This is a genomic window from Palleronia pontilimi, assembly GCF_016412875.1.
Taxonomy (GTDB): domain Bacteria; phylum Pseudomonadota; class Alphaproteobacteria; order Rhodobacterales; family Rhodobacteraceae; genus Palleronia; species Palleronia pontilimi.
In genome coordinates, this window is sequence record NZ_JAEKPD010000001.1 from 508566 (window position 1) to 526709 (window position 18144).

Sequence of the window (18144 nt, forward strand, 5' to 3'; positions counted from 1 at the left end):
CCGCTCGCGCCAAGCCGCTAGAACGATTCCGACCCAACCGAAAGGCAGCCCATGTCCGCTTTCAAACCCGTGGTTCTGTGCATCCTCGACGGCTGGGGCGCGCGGGACGAGCGGGACGCCAACGCGCCCGCCTTGGCCGACACGCCCAATTTCGACCGGATCCGCGATCACGGTCCCGAAGCGCGGCTGATCACCCACGGCCCCGACGTGGGCTTGCCGAAGGGGCAGATGGGCAATTCGGAAGTGGGGCACACGAATATCGGCGCGGGCCGGGTCGTCGCGATGGACCTTGGCCAAATCGACCTGGCGATCGAAGACGGCTCGTTCGCGCAAGAGGCCGCTCTGCAGGCGTTCGTCTCGGCGCTGAAGGGGTCGGGGGGCACCGCGCACCTGATGGGGGTCGTGTCCGATGGCGGCGTCCACGGCCACGTGCGGCACATCATCGCCGCCGCCCGCGCCATCGCCGATGCAGGCGTGCCGGTCGTCATTCACGCCATCACCGACGGGCGCGACGTGCCGCCGAAATCGGCCAAGGGCTTCATCGACCAGCTTCAGGACGCGCTGCCCGACCGGGCGCGCATCGGCACGGTCATCGGTCGCTATTACGCCATGGACCGCGACAATAGGTGGGAGCGGGTCGAAACCGCCTTCAACGCCATGGTCCACGGCAAGGGCGACACCGCCGACACGGCGCATGCCGCGGTGGACCAGTCCTACGCCAACGACAAGACCGACGAGTTCATCCCGGCCACGGTCATCGGCGATTATCGGGGCATGAATGTGCAGGACGGCTTTTTCTGCCTCAACTTCCGCGCCGACCGGGCGCGCGAGATCCTGGCGGCGCTGGGCAAGCCGGATTTCGACGGTTTCGATGTCGGCGACCGGCCGGACCTGGCCGCGAAGCTGGGGATGGTCGAATATTCCGACGCGCACAACGCCTGGTTCTCGACCGTCTTTCCCAAGCGCAAGCTGGTCAACACGCTGGGCGAATGGGTGGCCAAGCACGGGCTGCGCCAGTTCCGGCTGGCCGAGACCGAGAAATACCCGCACGTCACCTTCTTTTTGAACGGCGGCAAGGAAGACGCCGAGCCGGGCGAGGATCGCGCCATGCCGAAATCGCCCAAGATCGCCACCTACGACATGCAGCCCGAGATGTCGGCTGACGAAGTGACGGACCGCTTCGTCGAGGCCATCGCGGCGGGCTACGACCTGATCGTGTGCAATTACGCCAATCCCGATATGGTCGGCCATACCGGCGACCTGAACGCCGCCATCGCGGCTTGCGAAGCGGTGGATGCGGGGCTGGGTCGGGTGCTGGAGGCACTTGAAAAGGCGGGCGGCGCGATGATCGTCACTGCCGACCACGGCAATTGCGAAGTCATGGTCGACCCCGAGACCGGCGGCCCGCACACGGCGCATACCACGAACCTGGTGCCCGTGATTTTGGTGGGCGGCCCCGAAGGTGCCGCGCTCAGGGACGGGCGGCTTGCCGATCTGGCGCCGACCCTTCTGGACCTGATGGACCTGCCGCAGCCCGATGAAATGACGGGACAGAGCCTGCTGAAGCCATGATCCGCCTGCTTTGCCTGCTGTGCGTGCTGTCCGTGCCGGCCCACGCCCAGACCGATGCCAGCCGCCTGGCCGATCGTGCCGCCCGCGCGCTGGACGAGGCGGCACAAGGTCTGCGCGGGGCCGAATCGTCGCGCGACCGGGTGGCCGCCCTGACCCGCACCGTGCAAGCCTACGAAGAGGGGCTGGCCGCCTTGCGCGAAGGGCTGCGCCGGGCCGCGGAAGACGAAGCGCGGATCGCGGCGCGGCTGGACGCCGAACGCGCGCAGCTGGCGCAGCTTCTGGGTACGCTGCAGACTATGGGGTCGACACCCGAAGCGCTGTTCCTGCTGCATCCATCTGGCCCGGTCGACACGGCCCGCGCCGGAATGCTGATCCGCGACGTCACCCCGGCGGTGCTGTCGCGCGTGCAGGCTCTGCGTGCCGACCTGTCCGAACTTGCCCGACTGCGGGCGCTGCAGTCCACCGCGCGCGCGGACCTGGCCCAGGCATTGCAGGGCATCCAGAAGGCGCGCGCGCAGCTGTCCGAATCCGTCTCGGACCGCGTGGATCTGCCCGACCGACTGGCCGAGGATGAAGACCGCATGTCCGAACTCGCGCGCTCGGTGGACACGCTTTATGCCTTCGCGGCGCGATTGCCCAAGGGCGAGACGGGCGTGCAGACCGATTTCGCATCCGCCAAGGGGGCGCTGGACCTTCCTGTCGCAGGGAACCTAGCGCTCGGCTTCGACAGGCCGGACGCCGCCGATATCCGCCGTCCCGGCTGGCTGATCGAAACGGATCCGGGGGCGCTTGTGGTCGCACCCTGGCCCGCCACGGTGCGCTATGTCGGCCCGCTTCTGGACTACGGGAATGTGATGATCCTTGAGCCGGGTCCGGGTTACCTGATGGTTCTGGCCGGGCTCGGGGTCGTCTATGCTCGCACCGGGGAAATCGTCGGCGCGGACGATCCGCTGGGCCTGATGCCGGTGGACGACACGGCGAATTCAAGCGGAATTGAAAGCCGCGGCGGCAGTGACGCTGGTCAAACCGGCCGCGAGACGCTTTATGTGGAACTGAGAGAGGGCAATGCCCCCGTGGATCCGGCGATCTGGTTCGCCGCAGCGCAAGAATAAGGACGAGGCACATGAGGAAGTTCGTTATGGCCGCGGTGGGGGGCACGCTTGCCGGTGTGCTGCTGACCACCCAGATCGCAGGGCCGCTGCTGGCGCAGGAAAGCGCCAACAAGGCCAGTGTTTACGAACAGCTTGACCTGTTCGGCGACATCTTCGAGCGGATCCGCTCGCAATATGTCACCGAGGTGGACGAGGCCGACCTGATCGAAGCCGCCATCGACGGGATGCTGACTTCGCTCGATCCCCATTCCAGTTTCCTGTCGCCCGACGACGCCGCCAAGATGCGGACCCAGACCCGCGGTGAATTCGGCGGTCTCGGGATCGAGGTGACCCAGGAAGAGGGCTTCGTGAAGGTCGTGTCGCCCATGGACGGCACACCGGCCGACAAGGCGGGCATGATGGCGGGCGATTTCATCACCGAGGTCGACGGCGAATCGCTTTTGGGCCTGACGCTGGACGACGCGGTCGACATGATGCGCGGTCCCGTCGGATCGGAAATCGTGGTGACGGTCGTGCGCGAGGGCGTGGACGAGCCCTTCGAGGTGTCGATCATTCGCGACACGATCGAGCTGACCGCCGTGCGCTCGCGCATCGAGGGCGAGACCGTCGTACTGCGGATCATCACCTTCAGCGACCAGACCTATCCGAAGCTCTTGGAAAACTTCAACGAGCAGGTCGAGGCCGCGGGCGGCATCGACAACGTCAACGGCTTCGTGCTCGATCTGCGCAACAACCCCGGCGGCCTGCTGAACCAGGCGATCCAGGTCAGCGACGCGTTTCTCAACGAGGGCGAGATCGTGTCCACCCGTGGCCGCGACATCGCCGACAGCGACCGCTTCAACGCCACCGACGGCGACCTGGCCGAGGGCAAGCCGATGGTCGTGCTGATCAACGGCGGCTCGGCCTCGGCGTCGGAAATCGTCGCGGGCGCGTTGCAGGATCACCGCCGCGCCATCGTCGTGGGCACCAAGAGCTTCGGCAAGGGATCGGTCCAGACCGTCATGCCCCTGCGCGGCGACGGCGCCATGCGTCTGACCACGGCGCGCTACTACACGCCGTCGGGCCGCTCGATCCAGGCGCTGGGCGTGTCGCCCGACATCGTGGTGCAGCAGCCCACGGTCCTGCCCGACGAGGTCGCGGAAGAGGACGAGGATGACGGCCGTCCCCGCCGCTCGGAAGCGGATCTGCGCGGCGCGATCAGCAACGATTCGGTCAGCGATGACGAGCAGCGCATCATCCGCGAAGAGCAGGAGTCGGCGGAAGAAGCCGCCAAGCTGCGCGACGAGGATTACCAGCTGGCCTACGCCATCGACATCCTGAAGGGCCTGTCGGCGCTGCAGACCGACGGCGAGTAATGGGCCACGTCCGGGCCGAAGACCTGCCCTACCGGCCCTGCGCGGGCGTGGTGTTGGTGAATGCCGACGGCCACGTCTTCGCGGGCCAGCGCATCGACCATGAAAGCGGCGCCTGGCAGATGCCCCAGGGCGGGATCGACAAGGGCGAAAGCCCGCGCGACGCCGCCTTGCGCGAACTGCACGAGGAAATCGGCGTGTCGCCCGATCTCGTCAGCGTCGAGGGCGAGACGGAAGATTGGGTGACCTACGATCTGCCGGACGAGCTTCTGGGCAAGATCTGGGGCGGCAAGTATCGCGGCCAGAAACAGAAATGGTTCCTGCTGCGGTTCCACGGGGTCGACGACGACGTGCGGATCGACACGAAGCACCCCGAGTTCAGCGCCTGGAACTGGGTCGAGGTGGACACGCTGATCGCGCAGATCGTGCCGTTCAAGCGCGCCGTCTATGAAACCGTGTTCGCCACGTTCCGGGACAAGATTTGACCCGGGTCGCCGTCGCGATCGCCGCCTGTGCGGCCTTGGCAGCACCACCCGCCAGCGCGTTGTCCTGCCTGAAACCGGATCTCGCGCGATCCTACCTGGCGGCCGAGCAATCCGAAGATGTGTATTCGGTGATCCTGGGAGCCCTGGAATTCGACGCGTCGGCGCCGCCCTTCAACGGCACGCGCGCCCTCGAGACGTCGATCCCCGCCCGCATCAACGGGCGCGTGCTGGGGCAGGACGGTTTCGCCAATTACATCTCGCGCAACATCGTGTTGCAGGTCAGCTGCGTCGCCGATGCGTGGTGCGGCAGCGCGATGGCGCCCGGCAGCCGCGTCATGGCCTTCCTGCGTCACGCCGGGGACGGGCTGGTGCTCGACCTCGATCCCTGCCCGCAATGGCTGTTCGCCGACCCGTCCGCCGAGCAGGTCGCGCGGGTCGCCGACTGCTTCACGGGCGGTCCTTGCGTGCCGGGGGATGGCGGCTGACACGGGCGCGGGCGTTTTCCTCGAGGAAAACGGACCGGAGTTTTCAAAAACTCCGTGCGCGGGGTCCGCGGGACTCCCCAAAAGAACATAAGTAGAACATACTGGCGGCATGAGTCGCCCGAACCCCTTTGTCGAGTTGTCCGCAACCTCGAACTTCACGTTCCTCACCGGGGCGTCCCACCCCGAGGAATACGTCGAGCGCGCGGGGCTGTTGGGCCTTCCCGCCATCGCCATCGCCGACGAGAACAGCGTGGCGGGCATCGTGCGCGCCCATACCCGCGCGCGCGAGCTGCGCCGCCTGGTCAAGCTGCGGGACGAGGTCGGTCTGATCGGACCGCCCGCGCCGCCGCATCTGCCCAACCCCCCCGGCGCCGATATCCGCACCGTGCCGCGCCTGATCCCCGCCGCGCGGATCGTCACCGACCAGGGCTTCGCGGTCACCGTTCTGCCCCGCGACCGCGCCGCCTGGGGGCGGCTGTGCCGACTGGTCACGCTGGGGCGGCGCCGGGTCGAGAAGGGGTCGTGCCAGATCCGCCTTTCGGACCTGCTGGACTGGGGGCAGGGGTCCGAGCTTCTGGTCCATCCCGGGGGCCCGCGCGACTGGGACGCGCAGGCCGCGCGGTTGGTCGCGGCGTTTCCGGGCCAGGTCAGCCTGGCGCTCGGCCCCCGCTACGACGGGCAGGACCGCGCCCGCTTCGACCGGGTGGCGCGGATCGCCGCACGGCTGGGCGTGGACACGGTCGCCACCGCCCGGCCCATGATGCACCACGGATCACGCCGCCGCTTGGCCGACGTGCTGACCGCGATCCGCGAGAAATGCCCGGTGGACCAGCTGGGCCGCTCGGCCATGGCGAACGCGGAACAGCGCCTGCGTAGCGCGGACGACATGGCGCGCATCCTGGGCCCGCACGCGGATGCGCTCGACCGTGCAGGGGCGCTGGCCGAACGCTGCACCTTCTCGCTGGACGAGCTGCGCTACGAATATCCGTCCGAGGTGGCGGACGGCGAATCGGCCTCCGACAGGCTGCGGCGGCTGGCCCATGACGGGCTGAAATGGCGCTATCCCGCAGGCGCGCCCGACCATGTGTGCAAGCTTCTGGAACACGAGCTGACGCTGATCGCCAAGCTGGGATACGAGCCCTATTTCCTGACCGTCAACGACATCGTCGCCTTCGCCCGGTCGCGCGGCATCCTGTGCCAGGGGCGCGGGTCGGCCGCCAACTCGGTGGTGTGCTACTGCCTGGGTGTCACCAGCGTGTCGCCCGAGATCGGCACCATGGTGTTCGAGCGGTTCGTCTCCGAGGCGCGCGACGAGCCGCCCGATATCGACGTGGATTTCGAGCACGAGCGCCGCGAAGAGGTCATCCAGCACATCTACGACCGCTACGGCCGCCACCGCGCCGGCCTTTGCGCCACGGTCATCCACTACCGCGCCAAGCGCGCCATCCGCGAGGTGGGGCGCGCCATGGGCCTGACCGACGACACGCTGGCCGCGCTGTCGTCGCAGCTTTGGGGCTTCTTCGGCACCAACGGGCTGGAAGCGCACCGCATGGCGGAAATCGGGCTGGACGCCGCGGACAAGCGGTTGCGCCTGACCATGGAGCTGATCTTCCAGATCATCGGCTTCCCCCGGCACCTCAGCCAGCACGTGGGCGGCTTCGTCATCACCGAAGGGCGGCTCGATGAACTGGTGCCGGTGGAAAACGCCACCATGGAGGATCGCACGGTCATCTGCTGGGACAAGGACGACATCGACACGCTGGGCATCCTGAAGGTCGACGTGCTGGCGCTGGGGATGCTCAGCTGCGTGCGCAAGGCGTTCGACCTGATCCGCCAGCACCACCGCACCGATTACACGCTTGCGACGCTGCCCAGCGAGGATCCCGAGACCTACGACATGCTATGCAAGGCCGACAGCCTGGGCGTGTTCCAGGTGGAAAGCCGCGCGCAGATGAACTTCCTGCCCCGGATGCGGCCGCGCACCTTCTACGACCTGGTGATCGAGGTGGCGATCATCCGGCCGGGGCCGATCCAAGGCGACATGCTTCACCCCTATCTGCGGCGGCGCCAGGGCGAGGAGGAAGTGACGTTTCCCTCGGACGCGCTGGGCCGGGTGCTGGGCAAGACGCTGGGCGTGCCGCTGTTCCAGGAACAGGCGATGCAGATCGCCATCATCGGCGCGGGCTTCACCCCGGACGAGGCGGATCGCTTGCGCCGCGCGCTGGCCACGTTCAAGAAGCTGGGCAATATCAGCGAGTTTCGCAATCGCTTCCTGAAGGGGATGCGCGAAAACGGCTACGACCGCGACTTCGCCGAACGGTGTTTCGCCCAGATCGAAGGCTTCGGCTCTTACGGGTTCCCCGAAAGCCACGCGGCCAGCTTCGCGCTGCTGGTCTATGCGTCGGCGTGGATCAAGCGACACCATCCCGGCATCTTCGCCTGCGCGCTGTTGAACGCGCAGCCCATGGGCTTCTACGCGCCCGCGCAGATCGTGCGCGACGCGCGCGAGCACGGGGTCGAGGTGCGCCCGGTCTGCATCAACGCGAGCTTCTGGGACAACGTGATGGAGCCTGACGACAAGGGCGGGCTGGCCCTGCGGCTGGGCTTCCGGCAGATCAAGGCGCTGCGCGAGGATGACGGCAACTGGATCACCGCGGCCCGCGGCAACGGCTATACCCAGGTCGAAGACGTGTGGCGGCGTGCGGGGCTGCCGCCGCGCAGCCTGCGCGCGCTGGCCGAGGCGGACGCCTTCGCGACCCTTGGCGTCACCCGCCGCGACGCGATTTGGGCCGCCAAGGCGCTGCAGGGCACCGCGCCGCTGCCGCTTTTTGCCGGGGACATGGACGGCGAAGGCATCGTCGAGCCCGTGGCGCATCTGCCGCGGATGAGCGAGGGCGAGCAGGTGGTCGAGGATTACGTCGCCATGCGCCTGACCCTGCGCCGCCATCCCATGTCGTTCCTGCGCGCGCGCCTGTCATCGGGGATCGACACGCCGCGGAACACGCCGGTGCCCGGCCGCAGCTTCGCCGATGCGCGGGGCCTTACCCGCAGCGATGCCTGGGCGAAGGATGACGAGGGCGGCGGGCTGAAATGCATGTCGGCCCGCCAATGAGCGGCGGACGGAATTCGTGAGAATTCCGTATCGAATTTCTTGAGAAATTCGTCACGTTTTCCTTGAGGAAAACGGACCCGCGCTCAGTTGCCGAAGATCTTGCCCAGAACGTCGTTGATGATCTGCTCGGCCACGTCACCCACGTTCTGTTGCGGTGCCGGGCCGATCTTGCGGGCACGCCCGCTTTGCGCGTCGCTGACCCGTCCACCGTAGCTCGGTGTCTGGGGGGCAGGCTCGGGCGTCGCCGCCACGGGCCGCGACATGGGCAAGGGGCGCGCGGGCATGCCGTCGTGGATGCGCTCCATCGTCTCGCGCCAGATGTCGGCAGGCAGCCCGCCGCCCGTGACGCCCGTCAGCGGCGTGTTGTCGTCGTAGCCCATCCAGACGCCCACCACGTAATCGGCGGTGAAGCCCAGGAACCAAGCGTCGCGCGCTTCCTGGGTGGTGCCGGTCTTGCCCGCGGCCTCGCGGCCCTGCAGCTTCGCGCGCTGGCCGGTGCCCTCTTCCACCACGCGGCTCATCATCCAGGTCAGCTCGCGCGCGGCCCCTTCGCCGATCACGCGTTCGCCCAGGCCACCGTTCTGCCCGATGAGCGGCGTGTCGGTGCCCTGAAGGCGCAACTCGATCAGGCCGTAAGGCTCGACCGACGTGCCGCCGTTCAGGATGCCCGCATAGGCGCCAGTCATGTTGATCAGCGTCGTCTCGGACACGCCCAGCGCCAGCGCGGGGCCCGAGGCCAGGTCCGACGTCAGGCCGAAATCGCTGGCCACCTTGCGCACGCTGTCGCGGCCCACCGCTTCCGAGATCTTGATCGCGGGAATGTTGCGGCTGTCTTTCAGCGCCGTCGCAATCGTCATCGGTCCGGCGAAGTCGCGGGTGTAGTTCTGCGGGTTCCAGTCGCCCGAGCCCGGCATGATCAGGCTCATCGGTTCGTCGACGATGATGTCGTTCGGGCTGTAGCCCATTTCCAGTGCGGCGGCATAGACGAAGGGCTTGAAGGCCGACCCGGGCTGGCGGTTGGCCATGGTCGCGCGGTTGAACTGGCCCGCGACGCCCTTGAACTTGCGACCGCCCACCATGGCGCGCACCGCGCCGTCGGCGCTCATCACGACGATCGCCGCTTGGGCCTTCGACGACGGGCTGACCTTGTTGTCGAAGATGTATTGCAGGGCGCCTTCCGCGGCCCGCTGGATGCGTGGATCGAAGGTGGTGCGCAGGATCACGTCCTCGGTGGTTTTCGAGGTCAGGAAATCCGGGGCATCGCCCATCACCCAGTCGGCGAAATACCCGCCCGCGCGGGCTTCGGCGGCCGGGGACAGCTCGGCCGGGTTTGCACGGGCGCGCGCGGCTTCTTCCGCGCTCAGGTAGCCCTGTTCCTGCATCAGGCCGATGATGACGTTCGCGCGATCTTGGCTGCGGTCAAGGTTGTTGGTGGGCGCATAGCGGGTCGGCGCGACCAGAAGGCCCGCCAGCATCCCGGCCTCGGCTGGGGTGACGTCGTTGGCGGACTTGCCGAAATAGCGCTGTGCGGCTGCTTCGAACCCGCGCGACCCGGCGCCCAAGAACGCGCGGTTCACATAGATCGTCAGGATCTCGTCCTTGGAATAGGCCGCTTCCATCGCCAGCGCATAGATCGCTTCCTTGGCCTTGCGGACCAGCGATCCGCGGCGGCAATCCAGCTCGTAGTCGGCTTCGCTGTCCCACTTGTCCGGATCGTAGGGCTCGCCCAAGCACAGCAGCTTCGCGGTCTGCTGGGTGATGGTCGAGCCGCCGTGACCCGACAGCGGACCGCGCCCTTCGCGCAGGTTGATGCGCACGGCGCTGGCGACGCCGCGGGGCGAGATGCCGAAGTGGCTGTAGAAGCGGCGATCCTCGGTGGCGATGATCGCGTTCTTCAGGTGCGGCGAAATCGTCTGGGCGTCGATCTGGCCGCCGAATTGCTCGCCGCGCCACGCATAGGTCTGCCCGTCGCGGTCGAGTAACGTCACCGACCCGCGCGCGCGGCCGTCCAGAAGCTCGGTCGCCGGCGGCAGGGTGGAATAGACATAAAAGGTCGCCAGCGCCACGAGAAGCGCGACCACGGCGACACCGCGCACGAACAGGCGGAAGGTCAGGCGGAAGATCCAGCGGAACAGGCTCGCGATCCAGCCGATCGGCCCGCGGGGCGTCGCCCTGGCCTTGGATGCGCGCGTCCGCTTGCGCGGCGCGGGTTTCTGCGCGCTGCGTCGGGTGGAACGTTTATGCGCCACGAGGGGACGCTTGCCGTTGCCGGTGCTTGCCATGGACCGGTCCTTTGCCTGCCTGCCTTTGGTCGCGACTATAGCGGGCATGTCGGCATTGCGGAACGGCGATGCAAGGTCATCCGGGATTCTGTATTGCGCAATTTTTAATCATGTCTGCTTAATTGTGCAATAATTGTGCAGATACGTCGTTTTCGGGGGGCTGATCCCGCGCCGCAGCATTGAATGAGACCCGCACCGGGTTCCCTTGTTCTGCCACAGCCCCGTGAAGGGGCGTGTCAGGAAATGCCACGAGGGGACGAGAGACGTGAAACTGATCATTGCAGCAATCAAGCCGTTCAAGCTCGAGGAGGTCCGCGAGGCGCTGACCTCCATCGGTGTGCGCGGCATGATGGTGACGGAAATAAAAGGCTTCGGATCGCAATCCGGCCACACCGAAATCTATCGCGGTGCGGAATATGCCGTGAACTTCGTTCCAAAGATCAAGCTGGAAATCGTCGTAAGCAACGGAATGGTCGACCAGGTGGTCGAGACCATCGCCACCACCGCCAAGACCGACAAGATCGGCGACGGTAAAATCTTCGTCCTGGATGTGGAAAGCGCCGTGCGCGTCCGCACCGGCGAAACCAACGACGACGCCATCTGAGCGCGGCACAGACCAAGGGATCCTCTGCTATGACACTACTCAATCGACTTTCTCTGACCGGCGCGGCCCTGCTTTTGCCGATGGCGGCAATCGCCCAGGAGGCGGGCGAGGCCGCCGAGGCCGCGGCCCCCGGCTTCGACCAGATCGGCCCCTATATCATGACCACGCTGCTGTTCCTCGTGGGCGGCTTCCTGGTGTTCTGGATGGCGGCCGGTTTCGCCATGCTCGAAGCGGGCCTGGTGCGTTCGAAGAACGTGACCACGCAGCTGACCAAGAACATCGCGCTCTTTTCCATCGCGTCGATCATGTACTGGTTCGTGGGCTTCAACCTGATGTATCCGGGCGACGGCTGGACCGTCGCGGGCTATGTCGGCACGCTGTTCTCGCCCACATCGCTTGAACCCGTGGGCCTGGCCGCCGATGCCGCCGCCCTGGATTACGCGTCGGTCGCGTCGGACTTCTTCTTCCAGCTGATGTTCTGCGCCACCACGGCGTCGATCGTGTCGGGCACCCTCGCCGAGCGCATCAAGCTGTGGCCGTTCCTGATCTTCGTCGTCGTGCTGACCGGCTTCATCTACCCGATCGAGGCGTCCTGGCAGTGGGGCGGCGGCTGGCTGTCGGAAATGGGCTTCAGCGACTTCGCAGGCTCGACGCTGGTCCATGCCGCGGGTGGCTTCGCCGCGCTGGCCGGTGCCATCGTGCTGGGTCCGCGGCTGGGCAAGTTCGGCAAGGACGGTCGCATCCACCCGATGCCCGGCTCGAACCTGGCCCTTGCCACGCTGGGCACGTTCATCCTGTGGCTGGGCTGGTTCGGCTTCAACGGCGGCAGCCAACTGGCCGCGGGCACCGTGGGTGACATCACCGACGTGGGCCGGATCTTCGCCAACACCAACATGGCCGCGTCGGCCGGTGCGGTGGCCGCGTTGATCCTGACGCAGCTGACCTACGGCAAGGTCGACCTGACGATGGTGCTGAACGGCGCGCTGGCCGGGCTTGTCTCGATCACCGCGGGTCCGCTCGACCCGACGCTGTTCGGTGCGCTCTGGATCGGTGCCATCGGTGGCGTGATCGTGGTCTTCACCGTGCCCATGCTGGACAAGATGAAGATCGACGACGTGGTCGGTGCCATCCCGGTCCACCTGATCGCGGGCTTCTGGGGCACGCTGGCGGTTCCGTTCTACACCGACGGCACCAGCTTCATCACCCAGATCATCGGCTTCGCCTCGATCGGTATCTTCGTCTTCGTCGTCAGCCTGGTCGTCTGGCTGATCCTGAAGGCGGTCGTCGGCATCCGTGTCAGCGAAGAGGCCGAGGTCAATGGCCTCGACCAGTCCGAGCTTGGCATGGAAGCCTATCCTGAATTCGCGAAGGGCTGATCCTCCTCCCTGAGGCCCAATCGTGATGCTGGCCCCCGGCGCGCCTCCCCGCGTCGGGGGCCTTCTATTGAACGCGCCAAGAAAAACGGGCGCTCCCAGCAATGGGGGCGCCCGTAATCATTGGGGTCAGGTGGGGATTGCAGCGCCGTCAGCCGTCGCCGGTCGCGACGGGAAGCCCGTCATAGGCGCCCCATTCGGACCACGAACCATCGTAAACCGACCAGTCGTCATGGCCGATCCGCGCAAGTCCCAGGGCCAGGATCGCCGCCGTCACGCCGGATCCGCATGTGGTGATGATGGGACGGTCCAGATCGACCCCGGCATCGGCGAAGGCCGCCCGCAGCCCATCGGCGTCCTTCATGGTGCCGTCCTCGTTCAGCACCGCGCCGAAAGGCAGGTTCTTCGAGCCGGGGATGTGGCCCGCGCGCAGACCTTCGCGCGGCTCGGGCGCCTCGCCCCGGAACCGCGCGGTGTCGCGGGCGTCGACGATCTGCGGTGCGGCCAGCTTCGCGGCCGACGCCACTTGCGTCACGTCGCGCACCAGGTGGTTCTGCAGGGTCGCGGTCATGTGGCGGTCGCGGATGACCGGGGCCAGATCCTCGATCTCGCGGCCCTCTGCGCGCCATTTCGGAAAGCCGCCGTCCAGCACGGCGATGTCCGTCTTGCCCATCAGCTTGAACAGCCACCAGACCCGCGCCGCCGAAAACAGCCCCGCACCGTCATAGACTACGGCCTGGTGCCCGTCGCCGATCCCCATCGCCCGCATGCGGCTGACGAATTTCTCGACCGGGGGCGCCATGTGTGGCAGCTCGGACCGTTGGTCCGCGATCTCGTCCAGATCGAAGAACCGCGCGCCCGGAATATGGGCCGCTTCGTATTCGGCGCGGGCGTCGCGCCCGGCGTCGGGCATGTACCAGCTGGCGTCGATCACGCGCAGGTCGGGATTGGCCAGGTGGTCTTGCAGCCAATCGGTGGAAACCAGGGTTTTCGGATCGTCGCGCATGGGGCCTCTTCCGGGCTGCGGGTCTGGACGCGCCCTAGCTAAAGAAGCGCGCAGCGGGGCGCAATGGGCGGTGTCCTAACGTGCCATGAGATTGCGCAAGACGGCAATCAGCAGTGCGAAGGCACCGCCGCCCAGAATGGCCCACACGATTTCCGTGCTCGTGGCGTGCATGGCCTGGTCGCCGGCCACAGCGAAGCGCGGTGCCAGCGCGCTGGCGATCTGCGCCGCCAACCCGCCCCCGGTCGCGCCCAGGACCGCGCCCGCCAACAGCCCCAAACGCAGCTTGCGCCCGATGATGCAGACGGAAAGACCGCCGATCGCTCCTGCCAGCAGGATGACCGCCAGCGCGCCCATGGTGTCAGCCGTTCTCTTTCAACAGACGTGCTTTCTGACGCTGCCAGTCGCGCTTGGCGGCGGTGTCCCGCTTGTCGGGCGCCTTCTTGCCCTTGGCGATTCCGATCTTCAGCTTGGCGATGCCGCGATGGTTGAAATAGAGCACCAGCGGCACCAGCGTCATGCCCTTGCGCTGGGTGTCGGACCAGAGCCGCGCCAGCTCGCGCCGGTTGACCAGCAGCTTGCGGCGGCGGCGGTCTTCGTGGCCGAACATCGCCGGGTTGTAGGGCGCGATATAGGAATTCACGAGCCACAGCTCGCCGTCTTCGACCGCCGCATAGCTTTCGGCGATATTGGCCGAGTTCTTGCGCAAGGATTTCACCTCGGACCCGTCGAGCACGATCCCGCATTCCAGGTCGTCCTCGATCGCGTAATCGTAGCGCGCGCGCCGATTCTCGGCGATCACCTTGTAGTTCGGATTGTCCTTGGGCTTGACCATGAGTCACCAGATAGGAAATCGCGACCCCCAAGTCCACCGGGCTTGATCTTCGCGGACCGAGCGACGACACAGATCGCCATGATCGTGCAGCTTGCCATCGGTACGGGCCTGATCCTGTGGACGGTCCTGCTCGGGGCCATCCTGCTGTGGTTCGCCGACGGCTTCGTGATGCGCCGCATGCGGTGGCTGCGCAAACCGCAGACCCCGGCGGCGGGGCTGGCGCTGTTCACGATCAGCGTCTTGTGGACCATCGCGCTGATGACCTTCGCCGTCTGGTCCTGGGGCGTGTCGTTCCGGACGCTGGGGATCTTCCCGGACCTCGAATCCGCGATCTTCTTCTCGCTCGTGGCGTTCACGACGCTCGGTCTGAGCGACCTGGCACTGCCCTACGAATGGCGACTGCTTGGCGGCTTCGCAGCGGCCAACGGATTTCTGCTGTTCGGCCTTACGGCCGCGATCCTGGTCGACGCGCTCAGGGTGGCGCGGGGCGGGTTGAACCGCCCTGACGATTGACCGGCGCGCGCCCGTGTCAGCCGATCAGGCCCAGCCGCTCCATCTGGGTCTTCATCAGCAGCTTCGTGCCCTCCGACAGACCCACCAGCGGCAGCCGCACGTCGGCGCGGCACTTGCCCAGCAGCGACAGCCCGTATTTCGCGGCGACCAGGCCCGGCTCGGTGAACACCGCCTTGTGCAGCGGCAGAAGGTCGTCCTGAAGCTCGAGCGCGCGGGCCCATTCGCCCGCCAACATGGCGTTCTGGAACTCGGCGCAGAGCTTGGGCGCCACGTTGGCGGTGACGCTGATCGCGCCGACGCCGCCATGGACGTTGAAGCCCAGCGCCGACGCGTCTTCGCCCGACAGCTGGCAGAAATCGGTGCCGCAGGCCGCGCGCTGCTCGCTCACGCGCACGATGTCGCCCGTGCTGTCCTTCACCCCCACGATGCGCGGCAATTCGGCCAGCCGCGCCATGGTGTCCACGCGCATGTCCACGACCGAGCGGCCCGGGATGTTGTAGATGATGATCGGCAGATCGGCCGCGTCGTGCATGGCCTTGAAATGCTGGTACAGCCCTTCCTGCGTGGGCTTGTTGTAATAGGGCGTGACCACCAGGGCGGCATCGGCGCCGGCCGCGGCGGCGTGCTGGATCAGCCCGATCCCTTCTGCGGTGTTGTTGGACCCGCAACCCGCGATCACCGGCAGGCGCCCGGCCGAGGCTTCGACGACCGTGGCGACGGCCAGCTCGTGCTCGTCGTGGCTGAGCGTCGGGGTCTCGCCGGTCGTGCCGACGGGAACAAGGCCGTGGGTGCCCTGCTCGACATGCCACTCGACCAGGTGTTTCAGGGCGTCGAGGTCCAGCGTGCCGTCCTTGAACGGCGTGACCATGGCGACGAAAGATCCCTTGAACATCCGGTGGCTCCTGAAGCGGGGGTGGCATGGCGGGCGGCGCCCGCGCGCGGACCCTATAGTCCCGCCCCGACGTTGCCAAGTTCGTGTATTGGTTCGTTAACCAAGGTGCAGTATCCGAAACGGATGCGATCGAGACTTTTCCTTCTTGCGCTGATTCTCGCCCAACCGCTGCGCGCGGACGAGCTTGCGCCGATTCATGGCGACCCGAGCACCGGGATCGCGGCCGCCTTCGGGGCGCTGGAACAGGGCAGTTTCCTGGGCGCGCTCGACGCGGCCGAGCGATCGGGGCCGGTCGCGCGCGACATCATCGCGTGGCTTCGGCTGCGCGAAGGACAGGGACGCTTCGACGATGCGCTGGACTTCCTGCGCCGCAATCCCGAATGGCCCGGCCTGGATCTTTTGCGCCGCCGGATGGAAGCCGATTTGCCGACCGCCTTCACGTCGGATGAGCGGGCGCAGGACGTGGTGGATTTCTTCGGCGCCGAGACACCCACCAGCGGGCAAGGCACGGTCGCGCTGGTTCGGGCCTATCGCAAGCTCGGGCGCGACGGCGACGCCCACGCCCTTGCCGCGCTGGCATGGGTCGAGCGGTCGCTGACCCCCGCGGCCGAGGATACGCTACTGGCGCTGTTCCCCGAAGACCTGGTCGCGCTGAACGCCACCCGCGCCGAGCAGATGTACTGGGACGAGTCCGACCAGGCTCTGAGCCGGGCCATGCGGCGCGGGTTGCCCGGCGAGTTGCAAGAGCGGATCAAGGCCCGCCGCGCCGCGCGCGCGGGCAGCGTGCCCAAGGATCTGCCGAAAGAACTGCGGGACGATCCCGGCATCGCGCACGAGCAGTTCCGCCGCGCGATCAAGGGCAAGCGCCGCGACGACGCGGCCGATATCCTGCTGCGCCAAAGCGTCTCGGCCGAAGCGCTGGGCCGCCCGTCCGCCTGGGCGCGCGAGCGACGCGACCTTGTGCGGCGCGCGATGCAGGCGGGGGATCACGAGCGCGCCTACGCCATGGCGTCGACCCATTGGCTGAGCCCCGATACCGGCTACGACTATTCCGACCTGGAATGGCTGTCGGGCTTTTTGGCGCTGCGCTTCCTGGACCAGCCCGAGCAGGCGCTGGCGCATTTCCGCAAGTTCACCTCCTCCGTCGAGACGCCGATCTCGCTGGGCCGCGCGGGCTATTGGCTGGGCCGTGCGCACGCGGCGCTGGGCCACGACGACTACGCGCGCAAGGCCTATGCCTTCGGGGCGCGCTACCAGACCAGCTTCTACGGTCTGCTTGCGGCCGAAGCGCTTGGCCTGCCGCTCGACCCGTCGCTGGCCGGGCGCGAAAGCTTCCCGCCCTTCCACGAAGCCCCGTTCCGGGGCAGCTCGGTGCTGGAAGCCGCGCTGCTTTTGCAGGCCGCCGGCCAACGCGACCTTTCCGAGCGTTTTTTCGTTCACCTGGCGGACAGCCTCGATCGTCCGTCGATCGGGACGCTGACGCAGCTCGTGCTCGATTTGGGCGAGCCGCATATCGCCCTGCTGATCGCCAAGCAGGCGGCGCGCAAGGGTCTGACGCTGCCGCGTTCCTATTACCCGGTGGTCGAGGTGGGCGTGCAGAACAACCCGGTCGAAGCCGCCCTTGCCCTGTCCATCGCGCGCCGCGAATCCGAATTCGATCCCGGTGTCTCAAGCGGTGTCGGCGCGCGTGGTCTTATGCAGCTGATGCCCGGCACGGCGCGCGAAGTCGCGGGTGCGTTGAACCTGCCCTATTCGGCGCAGCGCCTGTTTTCCGATCCTAGCTACAACGCGACCCTCGGCACCGCGTACCTGGCCGGTCTGATCGACCGCTTCGGCGACAACCCGGTCCTGGTGTCGTCCGGCTACAACGCCGGCCCGGGTCGGCCCGCGCAATGGATCAAGGCCAACGGCGATCCGCGCGACCGCGACGTGGACGTGATCGACTGGATCGAGATGATCCCCTTCGACGAGACCCGGAATTACGCCATGCGCGTGGCGGAATCGATCCCGGTCTATCGCGCCCGGCTGGGCGACCAGACCGCGGCGCTGAACTTCACGCAGCTTCTGAAGGGGCGCTAGTTTTCCGCCGCATCCTCTGCGGGCTCGGTCGGCGCGGCATCGCCCGACACCCCCAGGTCGTCCGAGATCCCAAGCTCGCCCGCCGTGGCCACGGTGCCAAGGGCGGCATCTTCCGCGCATTGCTCGTACTTGAAGGCGTAGCCGTTCCAGATCAGGTAAAGCCCGCCATCGGCGGCCGACAGGAACATGGCGCGATCGGTCCAGCTGGACCCTTCGCCATCGCAGGCCATGTCGTAAAGAACCGCGTCCATGTCCCGCACGTTGACGGGCTGTGTCATCCGGCACCGGCTTTCCGCGCCGAACAATACGTCGTCCTCGATCTTCAGGGCCCCCGCGTCCCCGTCCACGTAAACGCATTCGGCCGTCGGGTTCGACCGCCACAACCCGTCGAAGGCCCCAGCAAGCGCTATCGCGGGAACCAGGAGCATGATTGCCGACGATCCCA

At 67.2% G+C, this 18144-nt stretch carries 16 protein-coding genes; 10 read left to right on the forward strand and 6 right to left on the reverse strand.

Annotated features, from left to right (window positions below; translation table 11 throughout):
* Positions 1–51 precede the first annotated feature (51 nt).
* The 6 genes from gpmI to ILP92_RS02590 all read left to right on the forward strand — a co-directional run bounded on the left by gpmI (position 52) and on the right by ILP92_RS02590 (position 8118).
* Positions 52–1572 carry a 2,3-bisphosphoglycerate-independent phosphoglycerate mutase gene (gene gpmI, locus ILP92_RS02565; protein ID WP_198914780.1) on the forward strand — a complete coding sequence of 507 codons (1521 nt, stop codon included), beginning with the start codon at positions 52–54 and terminating at the stop codon, positions 1570–1572.
* Positions 1569–2684 (forward strand): murein hydrolase activator EnvC family protein, encoded by a 1116-nt coding sequence (locus ILP92_RS02570; RefSeq protein WP_198914781.1) that lies wholly within the window; start codon positions 1569–1571, stop codon positions 2682–2684. Before gpmI ends, ILP92_RS02570 begins: the two co-directional genes overlap by 4 nt.
* Before the next feature lie 11 nt (positions 2685–2695).
* Positions 2696–4039 carry a S41 family peptidase gene (locus ILP92_RS02575; RefSeq protein ID WP_198914782.1) on the forward strand — a complete coding sequence of 448 codons (1344 nt, stop codon included), beginning with the start codon at positions 2696–2698 and terminating at the stop codon, positions 4037–4039.
* Positions 4039–4521 (forward strand): RNA pyrophosphohydrolase, encoded by a 483-nt coding sequence (locus ILP92_RS02580; RefSeq protein ID WP_198914783.1) that lies wholly within the window; start codon positions 4039–4041, stop codon positions 4519–4521. The genes ILP92_RS02575 and ILP92_RS02580 overlap by 1 nt, the downstream gene beginning before the upstream one ends.
* Positions 4518–5006, forward strand: a complete 489-nt coding sequence (locus ILP92_RS02585) for a hypothetical protein (RefSeq protein ID WP_198914784.1) — start codon at positions 4518–4520, stop codon at positions 5004–5006. Before ILP92_RS02580 ends, ILP92_RS02585 begins: the two co-directional genes overlap by 4 nt.
* A gap of 109 nt (positions 5007–5115) precedes the next feature.
* The gene (locus tag ILP92_RS02590; protein WP_198914785.1) at positions 5116–8118 is read left to right on the forward strand and encodes an error-prone DNA polymerase; all 3003 of its coding nucleotides are present in this window, start codon (positions 5116–5118) and stop codon (positions 8116–8118) included.
* An 83-nt stretch (positions 8119–8201) separates the two neighbouring features.
* On the opposite strand, the gene ILP92_RS02595 is transcribed toward ILP92_RS02590, so the two are convergent.
* On the reverse strand, positions 8202–10400 hold the full coding sequence (locus tag ILP92_RS02595) for a transglycosylase domain-containing protein (RefSeq protein ID WP_198914786.1): 2199 nt from the start codon (positions 10398–10400) through the stop codon (positions 8202–8204).
* 265 nt (positions 10401–10665) lie between these two features.
* Here ILP92_RS02595 and ILP92_RS02600 point away from each other — a divergent pair, with 265 nt between their 5' ends.
* Positions 10666–11004, forward strand: a complete 339-nt coding sequence (locus ILP92_RS02600; RefSeq protein WP_198914787.1) for a P-II family nitrogen regulator — start codon at positions 10666–10668, stop codon at positions 11002–11004.
* A 29-nt stretch (positions 11005–11033) separates the two neighbouring features.
* Positions 11034–12380, forward strand: coding sequence for an ammonium transporter (locus ILP92_RS02605; RefSeq protein ID WP_198914788.1), 1347 nt, complete (start codon positions 11034–11036; stop codon positions 12378–12380).
* A 148-nt stretch (positions 12381–12528) separates the two neighbouring features.
* On the opposite strand, the gene sseA is transcribed toward ILP92_RS02605, so the two are convergent.
* The 3 genes from sseA to smpB form a co-directional block, all read right to left on the reverse strand.
* On the reverse strand, positions 12529–13383 hold the full coding sequence (gene sseA / locus ILP92_RS02610) for a 3-mercaptopyruvate sulfurtransferase (protein ID WP_198914789.1): 855 nt from the start codon (positions 13381–13383) through the stop codon (positions 12529–12531).
* Positions 13384–13458: 75 nt separating this feature from the next.
* On the reverse strand, positions 13459–13737 hold the full coding sequence (locus ILP92_RS02615; protein ID WP_198914790.1) for a hypothetical protein: 279 nt from the start codon (positions 13735–13737) through the stop codon (positions 13459–13461).
* A 4-nt stretch (positions 13738–13741) separates the two neighbouring features.
* Positions 13742–14215 (reverse strand): SsrA-binding protein SmpB, encoded by a 474-nt coding sequence (smpB, locus tag ILP92_RS02620; protein ID WP_198914791.1) that lies wholly within the window; start codon positions 14213–14215, stop codon positions 13742–13744.
* Positions 14216–14293: 78 nt separating this feature from the next.
* Between smpB and ILP92_RS02625 the strand changes: the two genes are divergently transcribed.
* Complete coding sequence (locus ILP92_RS02625; protein WP_198914792.1) at positions 14294–14728, forward strand: ion channel; 435 nt, start codon at positions 14294–14296, stop codon at positions 14726–14728.
* Between the two features lie 16 nt (positions 14729–14744).
* On the opposite strand, the gene dapA is transcribed toward ILP92_RS02625, so the two are convergent.
* On the reverse strand, positions 14745–15620 hold the full coding sequence (gene dapA / locus ILP92_RS02630) for a 4-hydroxy-tetrahydrodipicolinate synthase (RefSeq protein WP_198914793.1): 876 nt from the start codon (positions 15618–15620) through the stop codon (positions 14745–14747).
* A 123-nt stretch (positions 15621–15743) separates the two neighbouring features.
* Between dapA and ILP92_RS02635 the strand changes: the two genes are divergently transcribed.
* Positions 15744–17699, forward strand: a complete 1956-nt coding sequence (locus ILP92_RS02635; RefSeq protein ID WP_198914794.1) for a lytic transglycosylase domain-containing protein — start codon at positions 15744–15746, stop codon at positions 17697–17699.
* Here the strand turns inward: ILP92_RS02635 and ILP92_RS02640 are convergent.
* Positions 17696–18127 (reverse strand): hypothetical protein, encoded by a 432-nt coding sequence (locus tag ILP92_RS02640; protein ID WP_198914795.1) that lies wholly within the window; start codon positions 18125–18127, stop codon positions 17696–17698. The two genes, ILP92_RS02635 and ILP92_RS02640, sit on opposite strands and share 4 nt — an antisense overlap.
* Positions 18128–18144 lie beyond the last annotated feature (17 nt).

Excerpts from the sequence above, each read along its gene's own strand:
- gpmI (WP_198914780.1), top strand. The coding sequence starts at position 52 with ATGTCCGCTTTCAAACCCGTGGTTCTGTGCATCCTCGACGGCTGGGGC.
- ILP92_RS02570 (WP_198914781.1), top strand. The coding sequence starts at position 1,569 with ATGATCCGCCTGCTTTGCCTGCTGTGCGTGCTGTCCGTGCCGGCCCAC.
- ILP92_RS02575 (WP_198914782.1), top strand. The coding sequence starts at position 2,696 with ATGAGGAAGTTCGTTATGGCCGCGGTGGGGGGCACGCTTGCCGGTGTG.
- ILP92_RS02580 (WP_198914783.1), top strand. The coding sequence starts at position 4,039 with ATGGGCCACGTCCGGGCCGAAGACCTGCCCTACCGGCCCTGCGCGGGC.
- ILP92_RS02590 (WP_198914785.1), top strand. The coding sequence starts at position 5,116 with ATGAGTCGCCCGAACCCCTTTGTCGAGTTGTCCGCAACCTCGAACTTC.
- ILP92_RS02595 (WP_198914786.1), bottom strand. The coding sequence starts at position 10,400 with ATGGCAAGCACCGGCAACGGCAAGCGTCCCCTCGTGGCGCATAAACGT.
- ILP92_RS02605 (WP_198914788.1), top strand. The coding sequence starts at position 11,034 with ATGACACTACTCAATCGACTTTCTCTGACCGGCGCGGCCCTGCTTTTG.
- sseA (WP_198914789.1), bottom strand. The coding sequence starts at position 13,383 with ATGCGCGACGATCCGAAAACCCTGGTTTCCACCGATTGGCTGCAAGAC.
- ILP92_RS02615 (WP_198914790.1), bottom strand. The coding sequence starts at position 13,737 with ATGGGCGCGCTGGCGGTCATCCTGCTGGCAGGAGCGATCGGCGGTCTT.
- smpB (WP_198914791.1), bottom strand. The coding sequence starts at position 14,215 with ATGGTCAAGCCCAAGGACAATCCGAACTACAAGGTGATCGCCGAGAAT.
- ILP92_RS02625 (WP_198914792.1), top strand. The coding sequence starts at position 14,294 with ATGATCGTGCAGCTTGCCATCGGTACGGGCCTGATCCTGTGGACGGTC.
- dapA (WP_198914793.1), bottom strand. The coding sequence starts at position 15,620 with ATGTTCAAGGGATCTTTCGTCGCCATGGTCACGCCGTTCAAGGACGGC.
- ILP92_RS02635 (WP_198914794.1), top strand. The coding sequence starts at position 15,744 with ATGCGATCGAGACTTTTCCTTCTTGCGCTGATTCTCGCCCAACCGCTG.
- ILP92_RS02640 (WP_198914795.1), bottom strand. The coding sequence starts at position 18,127 with ATGCTCCTGGTTCCCGCGATAGCGCTTGCTGGGGCCTTCGACGGGTTG.